The 23,976-nt window shown below is 24.4% G+C and carries 18 protein-coding genes and 1 pseudogene; 2 read left to right on the top strand and 17 right to left on the bottom strand.

What is annotated here, in order from left to right:
- Window positions 1-269 precede the first annotated feature (269 nt).
- Window positions 270-1,238, top strand: a complete 969-nt coding sequence (trxB, locus tag SSDC_RS00505; RefSeq protein ID WP_020915367.1) for a thioredoxin-disulfide reductase — start codon at window positions 270-272, stop codon at window positions 1,236-1,238.
- A 25-nt stretch (window positions 1,239-1,263) separates the two neighbouring features.
- Entirely contained in the window at window positions 1,264-1,965 is a 702-nt protein-coding gene (bioD, locus tag SSDC_RS00500; RefSeq protein WP_020915366.1) for a dethiobiotin synthase, read from the top strand.
- Window positions 1,966-2,479: 514 nt separating this feature from the next.
- Here the strand turns inward: bioD and SSDC_RS00495 are convergent.
- From SSDC_RS00495 to sdhC, 17 genes and pseudogenes are all read right to left on the bottom strand, one after another.
- Entirely contained in the window at window positions 2,480-2,683 is a 204-nt protein-coding gene (locus SSDC_RS00495; protein WP_020915365.1) for a cold-shock protein, read from the bottom strand.
- 565 nt (window positions 2,684-3,248) lie between these two features.
- Window positions 3,249-5,588, bottom strand: a pseudogene (lon, locus tag SSDC_RS00490) (endopeptidase La); the annotation flags it as partial.
- A gap of 203 nt (window positions 5,589-5,791) precedes the next feature.
- Complete coding sequence (gene clpX, locus SSDC_RS00485) at window positions 5,792-7,063, bottom strand: ATP-dependent Clp protease ATP-binding subunit ClpX (RefSeq protein WP_020915363.1); 1,272 nt, start codon at window positions 7,061-7,063, stop codon at window positions 5,792-5,794.
- A gap of 4 nt (window positions 7,064-7,067) precedes the next feature.
- The gene (gene clpP / locus SSDC_RS00480; RefSeq protein ID WP_020915362.1) at window positions 7,068-7,694 is read right to left on the bottom strand and encodes an ATP-dependent Clp endopeptidase proteolytic subunit ClpP; all 627 of its coding nucleotides are present in this window, start codon (window positions 7,692-7,694) and stop codon (window positions 7,068-7,070) included.
- Window positions 7,695-7,931: 237 nt separating this feature from the next.
- Window positions 7,932-9,275 carry a ribosome biogenesis GTPase Der gene (gene der, locus SSDC_RS00475; protein WP_020915361.1) on the bottom strand — a complete coding sequence of 448 codons (1,344 nt, stop codon included), beginning with the start codon at window positions 9,273-9,275 and terminating at the stop codon, window positions 7,932-7,934.
- A gap of 80 nt (window positions 9,276-9,355) precedes the next feature.
- Window positions 9,356-10,684, bottom strand: coding sequence for a histidine--tRNA ligase (hisS, locus tag SSDC_RS00470; protein ID WP_020915360.1), 1,329 nt, complete (start codon window positions 10,682-10,684; stop codon window positions 9,356-9,358).
- Between the two features lie 94 nt (window positions 10,685-10,778).
- Window positions 10,779-11,849 (bottom strand): dual-specificity RNA methyltransferase RlmN, encoded by a 1,071-nt coding sequence (rlmN, locus tag SSDC_RS00465; RefSeq protein WP_020915359.1) that lies wholly within the window; start codon window positions 11,847-11,849, stop codon window positions 10,779-10,781.
- Between the two features lie 52 nt (window positions 11,850-11,901).
- Window positions 11,902-12,333: a nucleoside-diphosphate kinase gene (gene ndk, locus SSDC_RS00460; protein ID WP_041193072.1), complete on the bottom strand. Its 432-nt coding sequence runs from the start codon at window positions 12,331-12,333 to the stop codon at window positions 11,902-11,904.
- A 126-nt stretch (window positions 12,334-12,459) separates the two neighbouring features.
- The gene (gene zapE / locus SSDC_RS00455; protein WP_020915357.1) at window positions 12,460-13,515 is read right to left on the bottom strand and encodes a cell division protein ZapE; all 1,056 of its coding nucleotides are present in this window, start codon (window positions 13,513-13,515) and stop codon (window positions 12,460-12,462) included.
- Between the two features lie 12 nt (window positions 13,516-13,527).
- Entirely contained in the window at window positions 13,528-14,970 is a 1,443-nt protein-coding gene (gene lpdA, locus SSDC_RS00450) for a dihydrolipoyl dehydrogenase (protein WP_020915356.1), read from the bottom strand.
- Between the two features lie 38 nt (window positions 14,971-15,008).
- Window positions 15,009-16,208: a 2-oxoglutarate dehydrogenase complex dihydrolipoyllysine-residue succinyltransferase gene (gene odhB / locus SSDC_RS00445; RefSeq protein WP_020915355.1), complete on the bottom strand. Its 1,200-nt coding sequence runs from the start codon at window positions 16,206-16,208 to the stop codon at window positions 15,009-15,011.
- Window positions 16,209-16,242: 34 nt separating this feature from the next.
- Window positions 16,243-19,044 carry a 2-oxoglutarate dehydrogenase E1 component gene (locus SSDC_RS00440; RefSeq protein ID WP_020915354.1) on the bottom strand — a complete coding sequence of 934 codons (2,802 nt, stop codon included), beginning with the start codon at window positions 19,042-19,044 and terminating at the stop codon, window positions 16,243-16,245.
- A 145-nt stretch (window positions 19,045-19,189) separates the two neighbouring features.
- Complete coding sequence (locus SSDC_RS00435; RefSeq protein ID WP_020915353.1) at window positions 19,190-20,482, bottom strand: citrate synthase; 1,293 nt, start codon at window positions 20,480-20,482, stop codon at window positions 19,190-19,192.
- Between the two features lie 140 nt (window positions 20,483-20,622).
- The gene (locus tag SSDC_RS00430; RefSeq protein WP_020915352.1) at window positions 20,623-21,333 is read right to left on the bottom strand and encodes a succinate dehydrogenase iron-sulfur subunit; all 711 of its coding nucleotides are present in this window, start codon (window positions 21,331-21,333) and stop codon (window positions 20,623-20,625) included.
- 10 nt (window positions 21,334-21,343) lie between these two features.
- The gene (sdhA, locus tag SSDC_RS00425) at window positions 21,344-23,119 is read right to left on the bottom strand and encodes a succinate dehydrogenase flavoprotein subunit (protein WP_020915351.1); all 1,776 of its coding nucleotides are present in this window, start codon (window positions 23,117-23,119) and stop codon (window positions 21,344-21,346) included.
- The gene (gene sdhD / locus SSDC_RS00420) at window positions 23,120-23,488 is read right to left on the bottom strand and encodes a succinate dehydrogenase, hydrophobic membrane anchor protein (RefSeq protein ID WP_020915350.1); all 369 of its coding nucleotides are present in this window, start codon (window positions 23,486-23,488) and stop codon (window positions 23,120-23,122) included. It abuts the gene before it with no gap.
- 2 nt (window positions 23,489-23,490) lie between these two features.
- Window positions 23,491-23,904, bottom strand: a complete 414-nt coding sequence (sdhC, locus tag SSDC_RS00415; RefSeq protein ID WP_041193070.1) for a succinate dehydrogenase, cytochrome b556 subunit — start codon at window positions 23,902-23,904, stop codon at window positions 23,491-23,493.
- Window positions 23,905-23,976 lie beyond the last annotated feature (72 nt).

Here is a 23,976-nt window from a genome sequence, read left to right as displayed (position 1 = left end):
AAATAAGTTATTTTATTTTTTAATAAAATACAAATTAAATATGATTATATTATCACATACTACTATAATAATTTTATTTTTTTAAAAAAATAATAGCATTATTAAAAAATAATATAATAAAAAGTTTTATAATAAAATTATAATAATATAAAATTAGTTATACATTTATTTAGATTAATACTGTATAAAATTTAATTATAAAAATTCTTATTTTTATAAAATAAAAACATTATTTATAATAAAGTATTATTTTAATTTTTAAAAATTTTATGATTTTTTCTAATTTATCCTCTAAATATTCTAAAGTTATAATTCTTGGATCAGGGCCAGCTGGATATAGTGCCGCTATATATGCAGCAAGAGCAAATCTTAATCCATTATTAATCACTGGTATTGAAAAAGGCGGTCAATTAATGACCACATATAAAATAGAAAATTGGCCCGGAGATCCTGATGGTGTAAGAGGTCCAGAATTAATGGATCGTTTTTTAAAACATGCTGAAAAATTTAATACGGAAATTTTTTTTGATCATATTCATACAACATTTTTATCAAAAAAACCTATCCAACTCATAGGCGATAATAATAAATATACCTGCGATTCATTAATTATTGCTACAGGTGCATCAGCAAAGTATTTAGGATTAAAATCAGAATCCAATTTTATAGGTAAAGGTATATCAACTTGCGCGACATGTGATGGTTTTTTTTATTTTAATAAAAATATCGCAGTAATTGGCGGGGGAAATACTGCTGTTGAAGAAGCTCTATATTTATCAAATATTGCAAAAAAAGTCACTTTAATTCACCGAAACGAAAAACTTCGTTGTGAAAAAATATTAATAGATCGTTTAATGCAAAAAGTTAATGAAGGAAAAATTGATATTAAATTAAAACATATTGTACATAAAATAATAGGAAATAATACTGTAACAGGTATTAATTTAGAAGAAATTAATAAAAAATATATATATAATTTATCTATTGATGGAATATTTATAGCAATTGGACATAAACCTAATACAGATATTTTTAAAGGACAATTAGAAATGAATGATGGTTATATTAAAACAAAATTAAATAAAAAAACAGGTTATACATCAACTAATATTTCTGGTGTATTTGCCGCTGGAGATGTACAAGATTGTATTTATAGACAAGCAATTACTAGCGCTGGATCTGGATGTATGGCAGCATTAGATGCTCAACGTTATCTTGAAAAAATAAATAAAATATAAAAATTTTTAATAGTAAAAAATAAAAATGATAAATAAAAATTTTTTACATTATTTTATTACCGGAACTAATACTAATATAGGAAAAACTATAATTAGTTGCGCATTATTGTCTGAATTTAAAAAACGCGGTATATCTTGTATAGGAATGAAACCTATTGCATCCGGGGCATATTTAAATAATAAAAATAAAATATGGTTTAATGAAGATGTAAATTTATTAAATAAATATAGTAATAGTTTATATGAATTTACTAAATTAATTAATCCTTATTTATTTAAATATCCAATTTCTCCATATACATCTTCTAATTTAGAAAACCGTATAATTAATACTTCTCATATTATTAATTGCTATAATTATTTATCTAATTTAACTGATGTTATCATATTAGAAGGAATTGGTGGTTTTTCCGTACCATTTCATGATAATGAAAATAGTGCTGATTTAGCGGAAAAATTAGGACTACCGATAATTTTAGTTATTGATTTAAAAATTGGCTGTATAAATAATGCTTTATTAAGTCTTGAAGCAATAAATTCTAGAGGATTAAAACTTATTGGTTGGGTTGCGAATCATACTCAAATAGTAGATACATTATTTGCAAATGAAAATTATATTGAACTTACTAAATATTTAAATGTAACCCCATTAGGTAGAATACCATATTTATATAATTTAAATATTAATTTAATATCTCATTATTTAGATTTTTCTTCATTGTTTTAATATTTTATTTTTATAATTATTTTATTACTAATTGTTTAAACTTATTAAATCCAATTTTATTTTTAATTAACTTAAAAACTCAAAAGGACTTTAAATATATTATATTAATATATGTCAAAAATCTATTAAAAATTCAAAATATAAATAATAATTATTATTTTTTAAAAAAATTGATATTTATAAATTATTAATATAGTAAAATAATAAAATTCTTAAATTTTTGTATGAATAGAGAAATAATACTTTTGCATAAATAAATAAATAAAAGATATAACGAAATAATATAAACGAACAAAATAAAAAAACTAATATTAAATTAATTAATATTTATTTCTGATACAGTAAGGATAATAAACTTTATACAATTAACACTAAATAATATTAAAATTAAATATTTAAATACAATATATAAAAACTGTAAAATTAAATATTAATAATGAATTTTTTTTAAATAAAATTAAAAAATAAAATCCTCAACCTAAGTTGAGGATTTTAAAACTTTATTTAAATTTAATTAAATGGCTTGAATATTTGAAGCTTGTTTTCCTTTAGGTCCTGTAGTTACTTCAAAAGAAACACGTTGATTTTCTTGAAGAGATTTAAATCCACTTGATTGAATAGCTGAAAAATGAGCGAATAAATCTTCACCACCTTCATCAGGTGTAATAAAACCAAAACCTTTAGAATCATTAAACCATTTTACGACGCCAGTTGCCATTGCAATTCCTATTTCAGTTAATTTTGCTATTTTACATATTATCGTTTTAAAATTATATCAGTTTTAGAACTAAATTGTTCTTTTAACTTAATATTAACGATTTTTAAATTATACAAGATAAATAACTATGCATAAAACTATTTTTATTTAAAATATATTTTTTTAAAAATATAATTTTATTATAATACTGTTCTTATTAATTTAATAATTTTAATTATTTATCTTTTTATATAATATTTTTATATTTTATTTTATAAAATAATAAATAAATTTAACTACGACAAAAATTACATTTCTTTGAAAACTGGTATTAATATATTAAAAATTAATTATATATCATACTTTAGTAAAATTACTTTAATATTTACTTGAAGATAGTATAATATAATTTAATTAAATAGAAACGATATTTATTTTTAAAATTAAAAAAAAATTATTTTAAGTTTACAAAAAAATAAATATTATTTTTTTATATAAACGTTTTTTCTATTTTTAAAATAATAAAAAATTAAAAAAATAAATTAATTAATATTTTAAAAATTTTTAAAAAAATAAATTATTTTGATTTATTTTCTAATGCTATTTCTATGGCTTTATCAATCCAACGTATAGGAATAATATTAATATCATATTTAATATTATCTGGAATTTCTATTAAATCCTTAAAATTTTGCTCAGGAATAAGCACAGTTTTAATTCCATTTTGATGTGCCGCTAATAATTTTTCTTTTAACCCACCAATTTTTAAAACCTCTCCTCGTAAAGTTATTTCTCCGGTCATAGCAATATTAGAATGAATAGGAATACCAGTAAAAGCTGAAACAAGAACTATTGTCATAGCAATTCCAGCAGAAGGACCATCTTTTGGTGTAGCTCCTTCTGGGACATGAATATGTATATCATTTTTTTCAAAACATTCATGTTTTATACCAAGTTTATCAGCTCTACTTCTTACTACAGTACATGCTGCTTCAATTGATTCTTTCATTACATCTCCTAACGTTCCAGTTCTAACTACTTTACCTTTTCCAGGAATAATTACCGCCTCAATTGTTAGGATTTCTCCCCCAAAATCAGTCCACGCTAAGCCAATTACTTGCCCAATTCTATTTTTATTTTCAATAATTCTATCATCAAAACGACATACACCAAGAAAATTATTTATATTTTTAGAAGATATAATAATTTTTTTACTTTTTTTATTTTTATTTTTCAATAATATTTTTTTTACTACTTTTCTGCAAATTTTAGAAATTTCACGCTCAAGAGATCGAACTCCGGCTTCTTTTGTGTAATAACGAATAATATGTCGTATTACTGACTCTGAAATACTGATTTCATTTTTTTTTAATCCATTATTTTTTATTTGTTTTGGTAACAAATATTGATATGCAATATTTGTTTTTTCATCTTCAGTATAGCCTGAAATACGAATTACCTCCATTCTATCTAATAATGCTGAAGGTATATTAAAGGAATTTGATGTAGCAATAAACATTATGTCTGATAAATCAAAAGAAACCTCAATATAATTATCAGAAAAATTATGATTTTGTTCAGGATCTAATACTTCTAATAAAGCAGAAGCCGGGTCCCCTCTAAAATCCATTCCTATTTTATCAATTTCATCAAGAAGAAATAAAGGATTTTTTACGCCAACTTTAGAAATATTTTGAATAATTTTTCCCGGCATTGATCCAATATAAGTACGTCTATGACCTCTAATTTCAGCTTCATCTTTTATGCCACCTAATGCCATTCTAACAAATTTACGATTAGTAGCTTGTGCTATAGATTTTCCTAAAGATGTTTTTCCAACCCCAGGAGGACCAACAAAACATAAAATTGGGGCCTTTAATTTATTAACTCGTTTTTGTACAGCAAGATATTCTAATATTCGTTCTTTAATTTTATTAAGACCATAATGATCTCCTTCTAATATTGTTTCTGCGTAACTTAATGAAGTATTTATTTTAGATTTTTTTTTCCATGGTAATGTAATTAATGTATCTATATAATTACGTACTACAGTTGCTTCCGCTGACATAGTAGGCATTAATCTAAGTTTACGAAATTCGTTATGAGCTTTTTCAAAAGCTTCTTTTGACATTCTTGCTGATATTATTTTCCTTTCAAGTTCTTCCAAATCTACCCCCTCTTCTTCTTCCTCTCCTCCTAATTCTTTCTGAATAGCTTTTACTTGTTCATTTAAATAAGATTCTCTATTAGATTTTTCCAGTTGGCGCTTAATACGACTACGAATACGTTTTTCAATTTGTAAAACATCAAGTTCATGTTCCAGTTGAGATATTAAGTGTTCATGTCTTTGGAAAACTCCTGGAGTTTCTAATATAAATTGTTTTTGTTCAACCCTTAATGGTAAATGAGCTATAATAGTATCAATTAATAAACTTGGATCACTTATATTAATTAATATTTTTAAAATTTCAGGAGAAAGTTTTTTGTTTAATTTTAAGTATTTATCAAATTCTTGAATAATTGTACGTCGCATTGCCTCGTTTTCTGATGTACTAATAGTATTAGAATCAGTCATAGGTGTTATATTAGCAATGTAATAATTTAATTCATCTATAAAATGAATTTTTACCCTTTGAACTCCTTCTATTAATATTTTAATATTACCATCTGGTAATTTAATAACTTGTAAAATATTAACTACACAACCAACTTTATAAATATCATTAACAGATGGATCATTTGTGAAAAAATTTTTTCGCGTTGAAAGTATTATTGTTTCATTAGATTTTATTGCTGCTTCTAATGCTTTTTTGGATTTGAGACGATTCACAAATAAAGACATTACCATATAAGGAAATATCACGATATCATGTAATACCAATAAAGGTAATTGTAAATACTCATTAGATGATTCAGAATTTGTCATAAAATAAATCTTTTAAAAAATTATTAACAATATTTTCCATTAATTTAATATTTCTTAATTTTTAATTTAAATTTTAATCTATATAAATTTATATTATTTTGTAAAATTTTTTTATAATGATTAACTGAAAATAGTTATCTGTAACAAATAATAAAAATAATAATATATATTATAAATATAATTAATTATTATTATAATATAAATTATTTAATAGATATCTTATTTGAATCATTTGAATCATGATAAATTATTGATAATTTAGTTTTATTAGTAATTGAATCTTCATCAATAATTATTTTTTTAACATTTTTTTTATTTGGTAGTTCATACATTACATTAAGCAAAATTTCCTCTAATATTGATCGTAAACCACGAGCCCCTAAATTTCTCGTAAAAGCTTTTTTAACAATAAAATTTAAAGCTTTTGGCTTAATTTCTAATTTTACATTTTCCATTTCTAATAATTTTGAATATTGTTTAATTAACGCATTTTTAGGTTCTAATAAAATCTTTTTTAAAACTGATTCATCAAGTTCATGTAAAGTAATAACTATTGGCAATCGCCCAATTAATTCCGGGATAAGACCAAATTTAATTAGATCTTCCGGTTCTGGATTTAATATTTTTTTATCATGATCGTCTATTATTTTCGCAGAAAATCCAATACTCGTTTTTTGAGAACGTTCTAAAATAATTTGATCTAACCCATTAAACGCTCCTCCACAAATAAACATAATATTAGTTGTATCAACTTGTATAAAATCTTGATCTGGATGTTTGCGACCTCCCGCGGGAGGTACAGATGCTATTGTCCCCTCAATTAATTTTAATAATGCTTGCTGTACTCCTTCTCCAGAAACATCTCGTGTAATAGATGGATTTTCTGATTTACGAGAAATTTTATCAATTTCATCAATATATATAATTCCTTTTTGTGCTTTTTCAACGTTATAATTACAACTTTGTAATAATTTTTGTATAATATTCTCTACATCTTCACCAACATAACCAGCTTCTGTTAATGTTGTAGCATCTGCAATAACAAATGGAACATTTAGCATACGAGCCAATGTTTGCGCTAATAAAGTTTTACCAGATCCAGTAGAACCAATCATTAATATATTACTTTTAGATAATTCAACATCATCTTTATTATTTTTATTTAAAAAATATTGAATACGTTTATAATGATTATATACGGCCACAGATAAAACTCGTTTTGCTTTTTCTTGTCCAATTACATATTTATTTAAAAAATTATTTATTTCTTTTGGTTTCAATAAATTTAATTTAGTTTCAAAATTTGGATTTACAAAAATATCATCATTATACATAATTTTATTACATGATTTAATGCATTTATTACAAATTGACATAAAAGGTCCATACATTATTTTTTTTACTTCATCTTTATGTCGATTACAAAAAGAACAAAATGAAAAATCTCTATTATTTGAATTTTTTTTTTCAGACATATAATTATTTTCTTTGTTTTAAAATTTTATCAATTAAGCAATATTCCATGGCCATTTTTGCGGACATAAAATTATCGCGATCAGTATCTTGACTAATTTTTTTTACAGAATGACCTGTTTTTTCAGATAAAATTTCATTTAAACGTTGACGAAGATAAAGTATTTCACGTGCTTGAATTTCAATATCTGATGCTTGACCTTGCGCCCCCCCTAATGGTTGATGAATCATAATTCGTGAATTCGGTAAAGAAAAACGTTTACCTTTTGTTCCTGATGCTAATAAAAATGCTCCCATTGAAGCAGCTAAACCAATACACAACGTAGAAACATTCGGTTTAATAAACTGCATTGTGTCAAAAATAGCCATACCAGAAGATACTGATCCTCCTGGGGAATTAATGTAAAGAAAAATATCTTTATTTGGATTTTCGCTCTCTAAAAATAACATTTGCGCTATAATTAAGTTAGCAGATAAATCATTAATTACACCTACTAAAAAAATTATACGTTCTTTTAATAAACGTGAATAAATATCATAAGAACGTTCTCCTTGTCCATTTTTTTCAATAACCATTGGTATTAAACCAATCATATCTACATTTGGTTTAATATATTTTTTTAAAATATTCATTTATTATTTAATATAAAGTTAATTTAAATTTTAAAAAACTAATTTTTAATAATTAATTTAATAAATATTATTTTATGTAATCTATTATTTTAAAGATTTTTAAATTATTTTTAGTATTAGATGAAAAAAACTATGAAAAAACAACTAACAAGATTATATAGTATATTTTTTACTTTGACATTATACTTTTGTTTTAAATACAGAAAAATATATTTATATTATAAACTTATTTATGTTTTATATTTTAATATATGGATTTATATTTGATCGAAATTCTATTTTTAATGGAGTACCTATAAGAGAAAAAGTTCTATAAAAATATTTCTCTAAATAACGTTTATAATCATTTCCAATATACTTTAATCTATTTCCATGAATAACTATAATAGGCGGGTTTTTCCCTCCTTGATGCGCATAACGTAATTTTGGACGAATTAATTTTTTACGACAAGGGGGATGATTTTTAGTTGCACTAATAAGTGCACGTGTTATTCTTGAAGTAGAAAGATGAATTATTGATGAATCATAAACATGATTAATTGACTCCATAAAAGAATTAATGTTATTTAATTTTATTGCAGAAATAAAATTAAACATTGCAAATGAAAGAAAATTTAATTTTTTTTTTATATTATTTTTAATAATTTTACGTTGATTATGAATAATACTATCCCATTTATTAACACAAACTATTAATGAACGTCCAGATTCATATATAAAATTAGCAATATTTATATCTTGTGCAGAAATATTTTGTTGTGCATCTAAAAGTAATATTACTACATTTGCCTCTAAAATTGATTTTAATGTTTTAATAACAGAAAATTTTTCAATAACTTCAAAAGTTTTATTTCGACGTCGAATTCCAGCTGTATCAATTAATATATATTTTTTATTATTATATTCAAATAATGATTTTATTGAATCACGAGTAGTTCCAGGTGTATCATAAGTAATTACTCGATTTTCTCCTAATAATGAATTAATTAATGTAGATTTTCCTACATTTGGTTTACCTACGATAGCAACTTTAATATATTCAATAGAATGAATATTAGTAAATTCTTTTTTTTTAAAAAATTTTTTATAAGGAAGTTCTATAGTCAATATATTTTCTAGAAAATTTTTAATACCATTCCCATATAACGCAGATATTATATGAGGATTACCAATGCCTAGCTCATAAAAATCTAAAGATATAGAAGAATTAATATTTTCAGATTTATTGATTACCAATACAATTGGTTGACCAGATTTTCGTAAAAAATTAGTAATTAATTTATCTTGCTCAACTAAACCCTGTCTACCATCAACAATAAAAATTATAATATCTGATTCAATTATTGCCTGTTTAGTTTGTTTGGTCATCTCATGCATAATACCTTTTTTTACTTCTGGTTCAAATCCTCCGGTATCAATAATAATAAATGATTTTTTACCTATATATCCCTCTCCGTAATGACGATCACGTGTTAATCCAGGATAATTAGCTACAAGAGCATCTCTAGAATTAGTTAAACGATTAAATAAAGTTGATTTACCAACATTAGGACGACCAACTAAAACAAGAACAGGTTTCATTTTTAATTTAATATAGTTTTTAAATAATTTTAAAAAATTTTTTTTAAAATACTTATTATTAATAATAAGTTTTAAATAGTTTAATTATTTATATTTTTAATAATCTTTTTATAAAAATAATTTTCCGCGTCTTTAAAAGAAATAGAAATTTGTTTTAATGTAGGATCCTCATATTTGTTACGTAAATCTTTAATTATTAAAGTATTATTTATTATTTCATTTTCTCCGATTATAGCGGCAAAATTAGCATTACTAGCATTAGCACGCTTCATTTGAGATTTAAAACTTTCATGTATATTATTAAAAACACAATTTAAAATTACCTTTAATCCTAATGTTCGTAAATTTTCAGATAATACAAATGCTTTTAATTCCGCTTCTTTTCCTACATGAACTATATATATATCACATTGATGTGAAAAATTATGATTTATATTTATTTTTTTTATTAACTCAATTAACCGTTCTATTCCTATCGCAAATCCAGATGCAGGAACAAATTTGTTACTAAATTTTTTAATTAAAAAATCATATCTTCCACCTCCGCATATAGAATTTTGTGAGCCTAATTTATCAGTGGTCCATTCAAAAACAGTACGATTATAATAATCCATTCCTCTTACTAATTTTGTATTAATTTTATAAGAAATATTATTATAATTTAAAATTTTTTGAATACCATAAAAATGATCTAAAGAATCTTTTTCTAAATAATCTAGTAATTTTGGTGCATTAATTAATATTTCTCGTATAATTAAATTTTTACTATCCAAAACACGAAGTGAATTCAAATATAAACTATGTTTTATATCTTCACAAAACCATTTTGAATCTTTATGTTTTTTAATATAATTTATTAAATCAATACAGTATTTTTTTCGTTCATTAAAATTTCCAATAGAATTAAGTTCTAAACAAATATTTTTTAAATTTAAATTTTTCCATAAACGAGAACACATTATAATTAATTCCGCATCAATATCTGGACCAGGAAATCCAATGGCTTCCACCCCAATTTGATAAAATTGTCTATATCTTCCATATTGAGGCCTTTCATGACGAAACATCGGTCCGCTATACCAAAGTCTTTTTGGTCCATCATAAATTAAATTATTTTCAATTACTGATCGTATAACACTTGCAGTCCCTTCTGGACGTAATGATAAATTATCTCCATTTAATTCATCAATAAAAGAATACATTTCTTTTTTTACAATATCAGTTTCTTCTCCTAAAGAATGAATAAATAAAGAAGTAAACTCGAGAATTGGTGTTCGTATTTGTTGAAACCCATAACTTTTAAATAAAAAAAATATTTTATTTTCTAAAAATTCCCATAATTCGGAATCGATAGGTAAAATATCATTCATACCTCTAATTCTATACATTTTATTATTTTTTTTAAACATTTTATATTTATTTAATAAAAGAATTAATAATTAAAAATAAATTTTAGTTAATAATTTAATTGAATATAAATTTTAAAAATTAATTAATTATTAATTATAATATTTTACCCGATAATTGCCCGCAAGCCGCATTAATATCATTACCTCGTATTTTACGTATAGTAACAAAAATACCAGAATTCATTAAAATTTTTGCAAATATTTTTATACGAGAATTTTTAGAGCATATTAAATTAGAATTAGGAAAACAATTAAATGGGATAAGATTAATTTTACATGAAGTTAATATTTTATTTTTTCTCATGAGAGAAATTAATTCTATAGCATGAATATCTGTATCATTGATACCATGAAGCATACAATATTCAAAAGTTATCATATGACGCGGAGAGTAAGTAATATATCGATGACAGGCTAATATTAATTCTTTTAAAGGATATTTTTTACTTATAGGAACTAATTTATTTCTTAAATTATTATTTGATGCATGCAAGGATACCGCTAATTCTACTGGACATTCTTGCGCTAATTTATCAATCATTGGTATAATTCCACTAGTCGAAAGTATTACATGACGTCTTGATAAACCATAGGCGTGATCACTTAATATTAATTTCAATGCACCAATAGTAGATTTATAATTTAATAGTGGTTCCCCCATACCCATCATTACTATATTAGTAATTTGACGTTTTCCTTGAGAATTAATTTTAATATTTTTTTCTCTACGTAATTTAAATTCAGTAACCCATAATTGCCCAATAATTTCTCCAACTGTTAAGTTTCGAACAAATCCTTGTCTTCCAGTAGAACAAAATATACAATTTATTGCACAACCTACTTGTGTTGAAATACATAAAGTATTTCTATTTTTTTCTGGAATAAAAACAGTTTCTATTATATTTTTTTTCACATGAAAAATCCATTTACGAGTTCCATCAAATGAAATTTGATCACTCATTATATGAGGAGCTTTAATATATACAGAATTTTTTAATTTTTTACGTAAAGACATAGAAAGATCTGTCATTTTATTAAAATCAGATACACCAAATTTGTGAATCCATTTTTGCAATTGTTTAGCACGAAATGGCATTTCACCTAATTCTTTACAATAATTAACAAATTTTAAAGGACTTAAATCCAATAAATTAGTCATTTTCATAAAATTTATTTCATTTATTAAATTAATATAAGTTTAAAAGTTTAAATGTATTTTATAAATATTTTGAATAAATATTTGAAATGGAAAAAAAATATGAAATTTCAAATTTTGCGTTTTTAATAGAATCTGAACCATGTACTATGTTTTTATCAATTGATTCAGCAAAATCAGCGCGAATTGTTCCTTTAGCTGCTTTTATTGGGTCAGTATCACCTATTAAAATTCTATGTTTTTTAATTGCATCTTCCCCCTCTAATACTTGAATAAATACAGGACCGGAAATCATAAAGTTTACTAAATTTTTAAAAAAAGGACGATTTTTATGTATTGAATAAAATTTTTCAACATCATTTTTTGATAATTTCTTCATATAGGCAGCTATAATTTTTAAGCCTATTTTTTCATAACGATTATAAATTTCACCTACTATATTTTTTTCTAATGCATCTGGTTTAAGAATTGATAATGTTTGTTCGATTGTCATATAAATTTTTAAATTAATTATTATTAATATTATTAAGTAATTTATCAAAATTAACTTATTTTTAAATAAAATCAAATTTTTAATAGATATATATTTATTTTTTAAAATTACATTTTCAATAAATTTTTATTTTTCAGAATAAAAATATTGCATTTCCATAATACGAGAAACTGTACGCTTAAACTCATTTGATAACGGGCCCTTCGTATATAATTTAACCGGCTCAACTTCAGCTAAAATAATTAATTTTATTTTATATTCATAAAATATATCAATTAACCAAGTAAAACGACGAGCTTCTAAAGACATATCAATAGACATACAAGGAACATTTGATAATATTATATTTTTAAAATTATTAACAATATATAAATAATCATTTTGTGAATATGTTCCTTTACATAATGTAAAAAAATCAAACCAAATTATATCTTTAGAACAACGCACTGTATATATCTTACGATTTCCAGTAACATAAATATATGAATTTTCTTTTGATTTTTTTTTTATTTTATTAAATAAATACAATAATTTATTGTTATTTAAAGTATTTATTGGTGCATAATAATGACTATTTTTTTTTGATAAAAATCTATAATCAGTATTACCGTTAATATTTACTATATCCATTTTTTCCTTTAATAGTTTAATTATTGGTAATATATGATTATTATGTAAATTATTTGAGTACAATAAATTAGGATCATAATTCGATGTCATAATAATATATACATTATTATAAAGTAATTTTTTAAAAAAATTAAAAAAAATTATAGCATTAGCTGTATCTGATATATGAAATTCATCTAAATAAATAAGCCAGTATTTTTTAGATACTTTTAATGCTATATTATCTAATGGATTTGATAAATTTTTTGATTTATGAAGTTCATAATGTATATTTTTTATCCATTCATAAAAATGAAAACGAATTTTTTTTTCAAATGGAATCATAGAATAAAAAAAATTCATTATATCTGATTTTCCTCTACCAACATCCCCCCATAAATATATTCCTTGAGGAACTTTTTTACGTAATATTATTTTTTTAAAAAAATTTTTATTATATTTTATCCATTTTTCATATATCAGTTGTAAATAATTAATTACTTTAATCTGCGAAGAATCAAAATAATATTTTTTTTTAATTAAATAATTTATGTAATATTCTTTAAAATTCATTAACAATATAAATTAATAATTAATAGAACGATTTTCAATTGACATAGCGGCTTCTTTCATTGCTTCTGATAATGATGGATGAACATGACATATACGTGCAATATCTTCAGATGACGCACGAAATTCTATTGCTATAACTGCTTCCGCAATTAATTCAGATGCCATTGGACCGATAATATGAATACCTAAAATTTCATCTGACTTCATATCAGATAGTATCTTAACCATACCAGATGTTTCACCTAAAATACGCGCGCGACTATTAGCTAAAAATGGAAATATACCAACATTATAAGAAATATTATGTTTTTTTAAATATTGTTCAGTTTTACCAACGGAAGCAATTTCAGGAAAAGTATAAATAACAAAAGGTAAAGCATTAAAATTAATAGAATGTTTTTGACCGGAAATATGCTCAGCAACCATAATTCCTTCTTCTTCTGCTTTATGAGCAAGCATTGGCCCCCTTACAACATCACCAATTGCATAAATATTAGGTATATTAGTTTCACAATTATCGTTAACTATTATGAAATTATTTTCATTTACCTTTAAACCAATTTTATCAATATTTAAATTATTTGTATTCGGAATTCTACCTATAGCAATAAGTAATTTATCAAAAATTGATGTAATTATTTCTGTTTTTACATTAGTTGATTTATTAGAATAATTAATCAAAACATTTTCTTTGTTAATTTTAATATCATGTATTTTAGTATTAAGAATTATATTTAATCCTTGTTTATTTAATAAATGAAATGCTTTTTTTGCAATTTCTTCATCCACTGTATTTAAAAAATTAGATGACATCTCTAAAATTGTAACTTCAGAACCCAATCTTCTCCAAATACTTCCAATTTCAAGACCAATTACACCAGCACCAATAATACAAAGTTTTTTTGGAACATTAATCATTTCTAAAGCACCTTTGTTAGATAAAATTAAATTTTCATCAAATTTTACGCCCGGAAAAGATCTTGCCTTAGAACCTGTTGCTATAATTATATATTTAGCGGTAATAGTTTCTTTGGTTTTATTAATAATTTGAATTTCATGAAAATTATTCTGTATTTTTCCAGTAAAAATTGCGTGACCATGAAAAAATTTTATTTTATTTTTTTTGAATAAAAATAATATTCCTGAATTATTTTTTTTGATTATATTATTTTTTCTTTCTAACATTTTTTGTAAATTTAATGTTACATTTTGTGTATTAATACCATATTCAAAAAACGAATTTTTTACATTTTCAAATGAATGAGATGTTTGTAATAAAGCTTTAGATGGAATACAGCCTACATTCGTACATGTTCCGCCTAATGCAAAATTTTCTTCATTATCTTTCCATTCATCAATACAAGCTGTTTTAAATCCTAATTGTGCTAAACGAATTGACGCGACATATCCTCCAGGACCAGCTCCAATAACTATAACATCAAAATTTTTATTCATAATAAAACTCTTTAATTTAAAATTTATTTAAAATTATTTTATAAATCTAATAATAAACAATATGGATCTTCTAGATTTTTTTTAATTACCATAAGACTAAGTACTGCTTCACGACCATCTATTATTCTATGATCATATGATAATGCAAAATAATTAATTGGGCGAATTACAACATTATTATTTTCAACAATAACACGTTTTTTTATTGCATGAACACCTAAAATAGCTGACTGAGGAGGATTAATAATTGGAGTTGAAAGCATAGAACCAAATACACCTCCATTTGATATTGTAAACGTACCCCCACTCATTTCTTCTGGTAAAAGTTTATTATCTTGTGCTTTATTAATAAATTCGTTAATTTTTTTTTCAATATCAGCAATTGACATTGTATCTGCGTTACGTAATATTGGAACAACCAATCCTCTAGATGAACTAATAGCAATTCCTATATCATAATATTTATGATAAATAATATTATTACCATCTACTGAAGCATTAATAATTGGATATTGTTTTAAAGCAGAAACAACTGCTTTTACAAAAAAAGACATAAAACCTAATTTTACATTATGTTCTTTTTCAAATTTATCTTTATATTTTAAACGCAAATCAATTATTGATTGCATATTAATTTCATTAAATGTAGTTAAAATTGCACTATTAGCTTGTGATTGCAATAAACGTTCCGCAATACACAAACGCAATCTACTCATAGGAACACACTCTTCTAACCGAGAATTATTTTTTATAGAAATACTATCTAAATATGGTTTATATTTTTCTTGTTTTTCTTGATTTATATTTTTTATTGATGATAAAACTTTAAGAACATCTTCTTTAATTATACGACCATCTTTACCTGTTCCATTATTAATTTTAGAAATTTCTAAATTATTATCTGAAAGAATTTTTTTAGCAGAGGGCATTACAATAGTATTAAGATTTTTTATATCCTTTTTATTTTTTATTTCTGTTTTAGAACTTAATTTAGAAATATCAGTATCAATTAGCGCAATTACTTGATTAGAAGTAACAATAGATCCATCAGTAATAATAATTTTATTAATTATACCGTCTTGTGGAGCCGGTAATTCTAATATTACTTTATCTGTTTCAATATCAATTAAATTCTCATTACGAACAACTAATTCTCCTTCTTTTTTATGCCAATTTAATAGTGTTGCTTCTGATATAGATTCTGATAACTTTGGAATTTTTACTTCAATAAGTGCCATAAATTTTCTCCATAATATCGAAAATATTTTAATTTTATTTTAAAAAAGCATTATTTAATAAAGTTATTTGTTCTTTACAATGTTTACTATAATATCCAGAAGCTGGTGAAGCACTACAAGAACGACCCACATATATTAATTTTTGAGTTGAATTTAAATATTTTAAAATATTTTCTTTTATTTGCGGCCATGCACCTTGATTTTTTGGTTCATCTTGGGCCCATATTAATTTCTCAAAATATCTAAATTTTTTTAAAATTTTTAAAAAATCTTCATTAGGAAATGGATAAAGTTGCTCAATACGAATAATTACAACATCATTTTTATTTTTCTTTTTTCGAAAATTAAATAAATCATAATAAATTTTACCAGAACAAGCAATAATTCTTTTTATTTTTTTAGGATCAATTATATCATCTATTTCATTAATAATTTTATTAAATTTACCGGTTGCTAAATCCATTAAAGTTGAAGATGCTTCCTTTTTACGTAATAAAGATTTAGGAGTTATAATGATTAATGGTTTCCGAATTGGACGAATTATTTGATAACGTAATAAATGAAAAATTTGAGAAGCAGAAGTTGGTTGTACTATTTGAATATTATTATTTGCACATAATTGCAAAAAACGTTCTAAACGAGCAGAAGAATGTTCTGGTCCTTGTCCTTCATAACCATGAGGTAACATAAGAGTCAAGCCAGATATTCTACCCCATTTCTCTTCACTAGAACTGATAAATTGATCAATAATTACTTGTGCACCATTAGCAAAATCTCCAAACTGTGCTTCCCAAATTGTTAATGTATTTGGAGAAGCAGTTGAAAAACCATATTCAAATCCTAATATAGCTTCCTCTGAAAGAATTGAATTAATTATATGAAATTTTGCTTGATTCTTACTAACATTATGTAAGGGTATATAGGTTGATATATCAGTTTCTTTTTCTGAATATTGATAATCCTGATTATAAAGTATAGCATGACGATGAGAAAAGGTACCTCTACCAGAATCTTGTCCAGATAAACGAACTCCATAACCAGATATAACTAATGATGCATACGCTAAATGTTCTGCCATACCCCAATCTACATTCAATTTACCGCATCCCATTTCAACTCGATCTTTTAAAATTTTTTTAACTAACTTATGTAGTTTAAAACCTTTAGGTATATTAGTTATTTTTTTTGATAAAAATTTTAATTTTTCTAAAGATATTGAAGTATTACAATTATCAATATATCCATTTTTTAAAAATGGAGCCCATTCTGATTTAGATTTATCATAAATAAAATTTGATGGTATAGAATTAACAATAGATTTACCTGAATTTATCATATCATTAAATTCTTTTATCATATTCTCACTTTCATTTTTTGTTAAAATTTTTTGTATCTTCAATTTATTGGAATATAATTCACGAATCCCGGGATGTTTAAAAATTTTTTTATACATTAAAGGTTGCGTTAATGATGGAGTATCTTGTTCATTATGCCCTAATTTACGAAAACAAATAATATTTATAATACAATCTTTTTTAAATTTCATTCGATACTCTACAGCAATTTTAGTTACTAATATTACAGATTCTGGATCGTCTCCATTAACATGAAAAACTGGTGCTTCAATTATTTTTCCTATATCTGTGCAATATAAAGTAGAACGTAAATCATTTGGACTAGTTGTAAAACCAATTTGGTTATTAATTATAATATGTATAGTTCCTCCAGTATTATAACTATCTATTTTAGAAAAATTTAAAGTTTCCATTACTACACCTTGACCAGAAAAAGCAGCATCACCATGTACTAAAACTGGTAAAACTTGTGTACCAAATTTATCATCTCTCCTTTCCATTCTTGCTTTAGCGGACCCCTCAACAACAGGATTAATAATTTCTAGATGAGAAGGATTAAACGCTAAAGATAAATGAATTACCCCTCCTGGGGTATTAATATTAGAAGAAAATCCTTGATGATATTTTACATCACCAGAAAGTAAATTTTCGCTATTTTTATCTTCAAATTCATCAAATAATTCCTTTGGTTTTTTTCCTAAAATATTTACAAGAACATTTAATCTCCCACGATGAGCCATACCTATGACAATTTCACGAATACCTCTTTTACCAGAATGTTGAATAATCTCATTTAATGATAAAATGAAACTTTCACTACCCTCTAAAGAAAATCGTTTTTGCCCTACATAACGATTATGTAAATAATGTTCAAATTCTTCTGCTGCAGTAAGAAGAAAAAGAATATTTTTTTTTTTTTCTTTTGAAAAATTTGGAGTTGCTTGAGTGGACTCTAATTGTTCTTGGATCCATTCAACTTCTTCTAAATTATTAATATACATAAACTCAGATCCAATATTACTAGTATAAGTATTTTTAAGAAATTTTAATAAATTTCTTAATGTTGTTTTTTTAACTCCAAAAAAAATATTATTAACATTAATAACAGAATCCATATCGGATTCATTAAAATCATAAAATTTTATATTTAATTTATATTCTAAATTTATTGTTTTTATTTTTTGTTTTAATGGATCTAAATTAGCAAAATACACGCCTAATCTACGGTAATTATCTATTAAAGATATTAATTTAAATTTTTTATTATTTTCTAAAATATTTATCTTTTCTTTATTTAAATTTTTAAAATTTATTGGTGTATTTCTATATTTCATAGATTGCATTAAATCAAAACATATTTTCCAATCTTCTGATACAGAATTTGGATTTTTTAAATAAGACTTATATAAATATTCTATATATAAAAAATTTTCACTATAAAAATAAGAATATAAATTGTATTTCTCGTACTGATGTGTCATTTTTACTTACCTATTTTATATTTTTACGAGATGAATTAAGTTATGTAATTTTTTTTATAAAAAATAATTTCTAAAAATTGACCCAGTAAACTACCCAGTATTTACTGGGTATACCCAGTATTTACTGGTACATAATTAAAAATTTTTATTTACAGTTTATACTTCTTTTTTTAGATCCAACAAATAATTGTCTAGGACGACCAATTTTTTTATTTGGATCAGATATCATTTCATTCCATTGCGCAACCCAACCTGCGGAACGTGCCATAGCAAAAATACAAGTAAACATAGATACTGGAATTCCAAGTGCCTGCTGTATGATTCCGGAATAAAAATCAACATTTGGATATAATTTACGAGATACAAAATAATCATCTTCTAATGCTATTTTTTCCAATTTTGTAGCCAATTTAAATAATGATTTATTTAATAAATCAAGTTCGTTAAGGACTTTATAACAAATATTACGTATAATTTTAGCTCTAGGATCATAATTTTTATAAATTCTATGACCAAATCCCATTAATTTTATATTAGATGATTTATTTTTAATTTTTTTTATAAATTTAGAAATATTTTCAGTTTTATCAATTTTTTTAAGCATATTTAGTACGGCTTCATTTGCCCCCCCATGTAAAGGTCCCCAAAGACAAGCAATTCCAGCAGCAATACAAGAAAATGGATTAGCACCAGAAGAACCAACAAGTCGAACAGTAGATGTAGACGCATTTTGTTCGTGATCAGCATGTAGAATTAAAATTCTATCTAGTGCTTTTGTGATAATTTTATTAGTTTTGTATTTTTTATGTAAATTTGAAAACATCATATATATAAAATTATCACAATATTTTAGATTATTAGAAGGATAAATAAATGGTTGACCTAAATTAAATTTATAAATCATAGCTATTAAAGTTGGTAATTTAGCAATGATTCTAATTGCAGATATTTCACGATAATAAGGATCATGAATATATAAAGAATCTTCATAAAAAGTGGGTAACGCGCTAACTAAACTAGTTAATATAGCCATTGGATGAGCATTTCGAGAAAAACCATTCAAAAATGCAAATATTTTTTTATCAACCATAGTATGTTCTGCTATAGCTTGTATAAATTTATCGTTTTGCATCTTATTTGGTAATTCACCATATAACAATAAATAACAAATTTCCATAAAATTGCATTTAGTTGCAAGCTGCTCAATTGGATATCCTCTATATAATAATTCACCAATATTACCATCAATATATGTAATTGCAGAATTACATGACGCAGTTGACATAAAACCTGGGTCATAAGTAAATTTTCCAGATATTTTGTAAAAATTTTGTATATCAATTACATCAGGACCAATAGTTCCTTTATAAATTGGAAATTTTAATGATGGAGTGCCATCTGAAAACGATAAAGTAACTTTACTATCAGAAATAGGCATATTTTCCTTTTTAAATAAATAAAATATATATAATTATTAATAAAAACCATATAAAGATATTTATTTTTAAAATAATTATAAAATTTAAATTGTTATTAATTTAATTTTTTTAATTATTTTATACTAATGATTATTTATTGTTATATAATTCTATAAATCATCAATTCTTTAATTTTATTAATAGAACGATTTGGATTTAATCCTTTTGGGCACGTATCCACACAATTCATTATAGAACGACAACGAAATAAACGATATGGATCTTCTAAATTATCTAAACGAAAATTAGTAGCTTCATCACGACTATCAGAAATAAAACGATAAGCCTGTAATAATCCGGCTGGCCCAACAAATCTATCAGAGTTCCACCAAAATGAGGGACATGCTGTCGAACAACACCCGCATAATATACACTCATATAAACCATCAAGAATTTTACGTTGACTAGGAGATTGCAAACGTTCTTTTTCTGGAGGATTATTATTTGTAATTAGAAATGGTTTAATTGAATTAAATTGTTTAAAAAATAATGTCATATCAACAACTAAATCACGAATTACAGGTAATCCTGGTAATGGACGTATTATAATTGGCTGTTTTAATTCGTTTAAGTTTGTAATACAAGCTAATCCATTTTTTCCATTAATATTCATTGCATCTGAACCGCAAACACCCTCTCTACAAGAACGACGTAATGTTAATGAATCATCAATATCATATTTAATACGATGTAACGCATCTAATAACATTTTATCATTTGATGATAAATTAACTAAAAACTTTTGCATATAAGGTTTTATATCATGATCTGGATTATATCGATAAATTTTAAATTTAATTATGCGTTTCATATTATTTTTATTAAAAAGTACGTTTTTTAGGATGAACAGTTTTAACTGTTAATGGTTTTAAATTAACTGGTTTAAATTCAATTCTATTTCCATTTGAATACCAAATTGAATGTTTTAACCAATTAATATCATCTCGATTTTTAAAGTCATTATGCGCGTGAGCGCCTCTAGATTCTTTACGAGAAATAGCGGAAGAAATAGTTGCTTTAGCTGTTTCAATTAAATTATCTAATTCTAGCGCTTCAATTCTTGCAGTATTGAAAATTTTAGATTTATCTTTAAAAGAAATATATTTACGTCGTTCGTCTAAAATCATAATTTTTTTATAACCATTTTTCATTAATTTATCTGTTCGAAATACGCCGCAATAATTTTGCATAGTTTTACGAATATCATTAGCTACACTCTGAACACTTTCAGATCCTTTATTATTTTCTAATTTTGATAATCGGTCAATAATAATATCAATAGAATTAATAGGAAGTTTTTTATTATGAATTTTTTTAAGTTCTAAACTAAGAATATGATTACCAGCAGAACGACCAAATACCAATAAATCTAATAATGAATTAGTTCCAAGTCTATTAGCTCCATGTACGGATACGCAAGCACATTCACCAATTGCATATAAACCATTAACAATTTTATTATTATCATTATTAGGTATTATAACTTGTCCATAAATATTCGTTGGAATACCGCCCATTTGATAATGAATAGTTGGTATAACTGGAATAGGTTCTTTTAATGCATTTACATTTGCAAATTTATTTCCAATCTCTAAAATCGATGGTAAACGATTTATAATTGTTTCAGAATTAATGTGTCTCAAATCTAACATTACATGGTCTTTATTTGGTCCGCAACCACGTCCTTCTTTAATTTCTTGATCCATTGCTCGAGATACAAAATCACGAGGAGCGAGATCTTTTAAAATCGGGGCATAACGCTCCATAAAACGTTCACCATTAGAATTAATTAAAATTCCACCTTCACCTCGAACGCCCTCTGTAATTAAAACTCCAGCACCCGCAACTCCAGTCGGATGAAATTGCCAAAATTCCATATCTTCTAAAGGTAAACCCGCTCGCGCTGCCATACCAAGTCCATCACCAGTATTTATAAAAGCATTAGTAGAAGCAGCCCAAATACGCCCTCCTCCTCCTGTGGCTAAAATTGTTATTTTAGATTCCAATATCATTATATTGCCAGTTTCCATTTCTAACGCAACAACTCCTAAAATATCACCCTCGGAATCACTAATTAAATCAATAGCCATCCATTCGATAAAAAAATTAGTTTTAGCATGTAAATTACGTTGATATAGTGTATGCAAAAGCGCATGACCGGTACGATCAGCTACAGCACAAGCGCGAGCTATAGGTTTTTCTCCAAAATTAGATGAATGCCCACCAAATGGCCTCTGATAAATTGTACCATTTTTATTTCGATCAAATGGCATCCCAAAATGTTCTAATTCATACACAACTTTTGGCGCTTCTTTGCACATAAATTCAATAGCGTCTTGATCTCCGAGATAATCAGATCCTTTAATAGTATCAAACATATGCCAATGCCAATTATCTTTTGACATATTACCCAACGAAGCACTAATCCCTCCTTGAGCAGCAACTGTATGCGAACGAGTAGGAAAAACTTTAGATAAAATTGCAACATTTAAACCCTCTTGCGCTAACTGAAGTGAAGCCCGCATACCTGACCCACCTGCTCCAATAATTAATACATCGAAACGATAATTAGCAATAATAGATTTATTAAAAATCACTTATATTCTCCATAATATCTGTATTGCCCAATTAGTACAATTAATTAACCATATAATGCTAAAAGTATATAATATTAATCTAATAATAACTGATTTTACGTAATCCATAAATATATCACGCATACCAACCCATGCATGATAAAATAAACAAATTAAAGCAGAAAAACTAATAATTTTAAACCATTTATACTTAAATAAATTAGACCAATTTTCGTAACTAAAATCATTAGTAGTTAGCACAAAAAATAACAGAATTATTGTATAAATTATCATTATAACCGCAGTTATACGTTGAAATAACCAATCACGTACACCATAATGAGCATTAAAAACTTTATCTTTTAATTTAATATTGATATCGTTATTCATTATTATATTACTCCAAAAAATTTTAGTGTTATAATTAATATTAAAGATAAGTTTATTATCAATATAAAAATAGCTGATTTATTTGAGATATTTTTATCTAAACCAATATTTAAATCCATAATTAAATGACGGATACCAGAAAAAAAATGATTTAAATACAACCATATTAATGATAAAATCAAAATTTTAATAAAAAAATTAGATGTAAATTTTCGAAAAATTTCATATGAATTTTTTGAACTTAAACTTTGATCTAATAAATATAAAATAAAAGGTAATAAAAAAAATATTAATGATCCACTAATACGATGCATTATTGATACAACTCCACTAGGTGGTAAACGATAATTAATAATTTGAAATATATTTATATTTTTATATTTTTTTTGATCTTTAAGTTTATTTATTTTATTCATTGTTAGAATCCTTCTAAAATGTTTATTTTTAACTGATTTCATATGAACATAATTAATTATATTAATAATTTT

The organism is Candidatus Profftella armatura, assembly GCF_000441555.1.
Lineage (GTDB): Bacteria > Pseudomonadota > Gammaproteobacteria > Burkholderiales > Burkholderiaceae > Profftella > Profftella armatura.
Note: the sequence above shows the minus strand (reverse complement) of the source record. Positions and strands in the feature narration are given on the sequence as shown.

What these genes read in the sequence shown, in the direction of transcription:
- trxB (WP_020915367.1), top strand. Translation starts at nt 270, where the DNA reads ATGATTTTTTCTAATTTATCCTCTAAATATTCTAAAGTTATAATTCTT.
- bioD (WP_020915366.1), top strand. Translation starts at nt 1,264, where the DNA reads ATGATAAATAAAAATTTTTTACATTATTTTATTACCGGAACTAATACT.
- SSDC_RS00495 (WP_020915365.1), bottom strand. Translation starts at nt 2,683, where the DNA reads ATGGCAACTGGCGTCGTAAAATGGTTTAATGATTCTAAAGGTTTTGGT.
- clpX (WP_020915363.1), bottom strand. Translation starts at nt 7,063, where the DNA reads ATGTCTGAAAAAAAAAATTCAAATAATAGAGATTTTTCATTTTGTTCT.
- clpP (WP_020915362.1), bottom strand. Translation starts at nt 7,694, where the DNA reads ATGAATATTTTAAAAAAATATATTAAACCAAATGTAGATATGATTGGT.
- der (WP_020915361.1), bottom strand. Translation starts at nt 9,275, where the DNA reads ATGAAACCTGTTCTTGTTTTAGTTGGTCGTCCTAATGTTGGTAAATCA.
- hisS (WP_020915360.1), bottom strand. Translation starts at nt 10,684, where the DNA reads ATGTTTAAAAAAAATAATAAAATGTATAGAATTAGAGGTATGAATGAT.
- rlmN (WP_020915359.1), bottom strand. Translation starts at nt 11,849, where the DNA reads ATGAAAATGACTAATTTATTGGATTTAAGTCCTTTAAAATTTGTTAAT.
- ndk (WP_041193072.1), bottom strand. Translation starts at nt 12,333, where the DNA reads ATGACAATCGAACAAACATTATCAATTCTTAAACCAGATGCATTAGAA.
- zapE (WP_020915357.1), bottom strand. Translation starts at nt 13,515, where the DNA reads ATGAATTTTAAAGAATATTACATAAATTATTTAATTAAAAAAAAATAT.
- lpdA (WP_020915356.1), bottom strand. Translation starts at nt 14,970, where the DNA reads ATGAATAAAAATTTTGATGTTATAGTTATTGGAGCTGGTCCTGGAGGA.
- odhB (WP_020915355.1), bottom strand. Translation starts at nt 16,208, where the DNA reads ATGGCACTTATTGAAGTAAAAATTCCAAAGTTATCAGAATCTATATCA.
- SSDC_RS00440 (WP_020915354.1), bottom strand. Translation starts at nt 19,044, where the DNA reads ATGACACATCAGTACGAGAAATACAATTTATATTCTTATTTTTATAGT.
- SSDC_RS00435 (WP_020915353.1), bottom strand. Translation starts at nt 20,482, where the DNA reads ATGCCTATTTCTGATAGTAAAGTTACTTTATCGTTTTCAGATGGCACT.
- SSDC_RS00430 (WP_020915352.1), bottom strand. Translation starts at nt 21,333, where the DNA reads ATGAAACGCATAATTAAATTTAAAATTTATCGATATAATCCAGATCAT.
- sdhD (WP_020915350.1), bottom strand. Translation starts at nt 23,488, where the DNA reads ATGAATAACGATATCAATATTAAATTAAAAGATAAAGTTTTTAATGCT.
- sdhC (WP_041193070.1), bottom strand. Translation starts at nt 23,904, where the DNA reads ATGAATAAAATAAATAAACTTAAAGATCAAAAAAAATATAAAAATATA.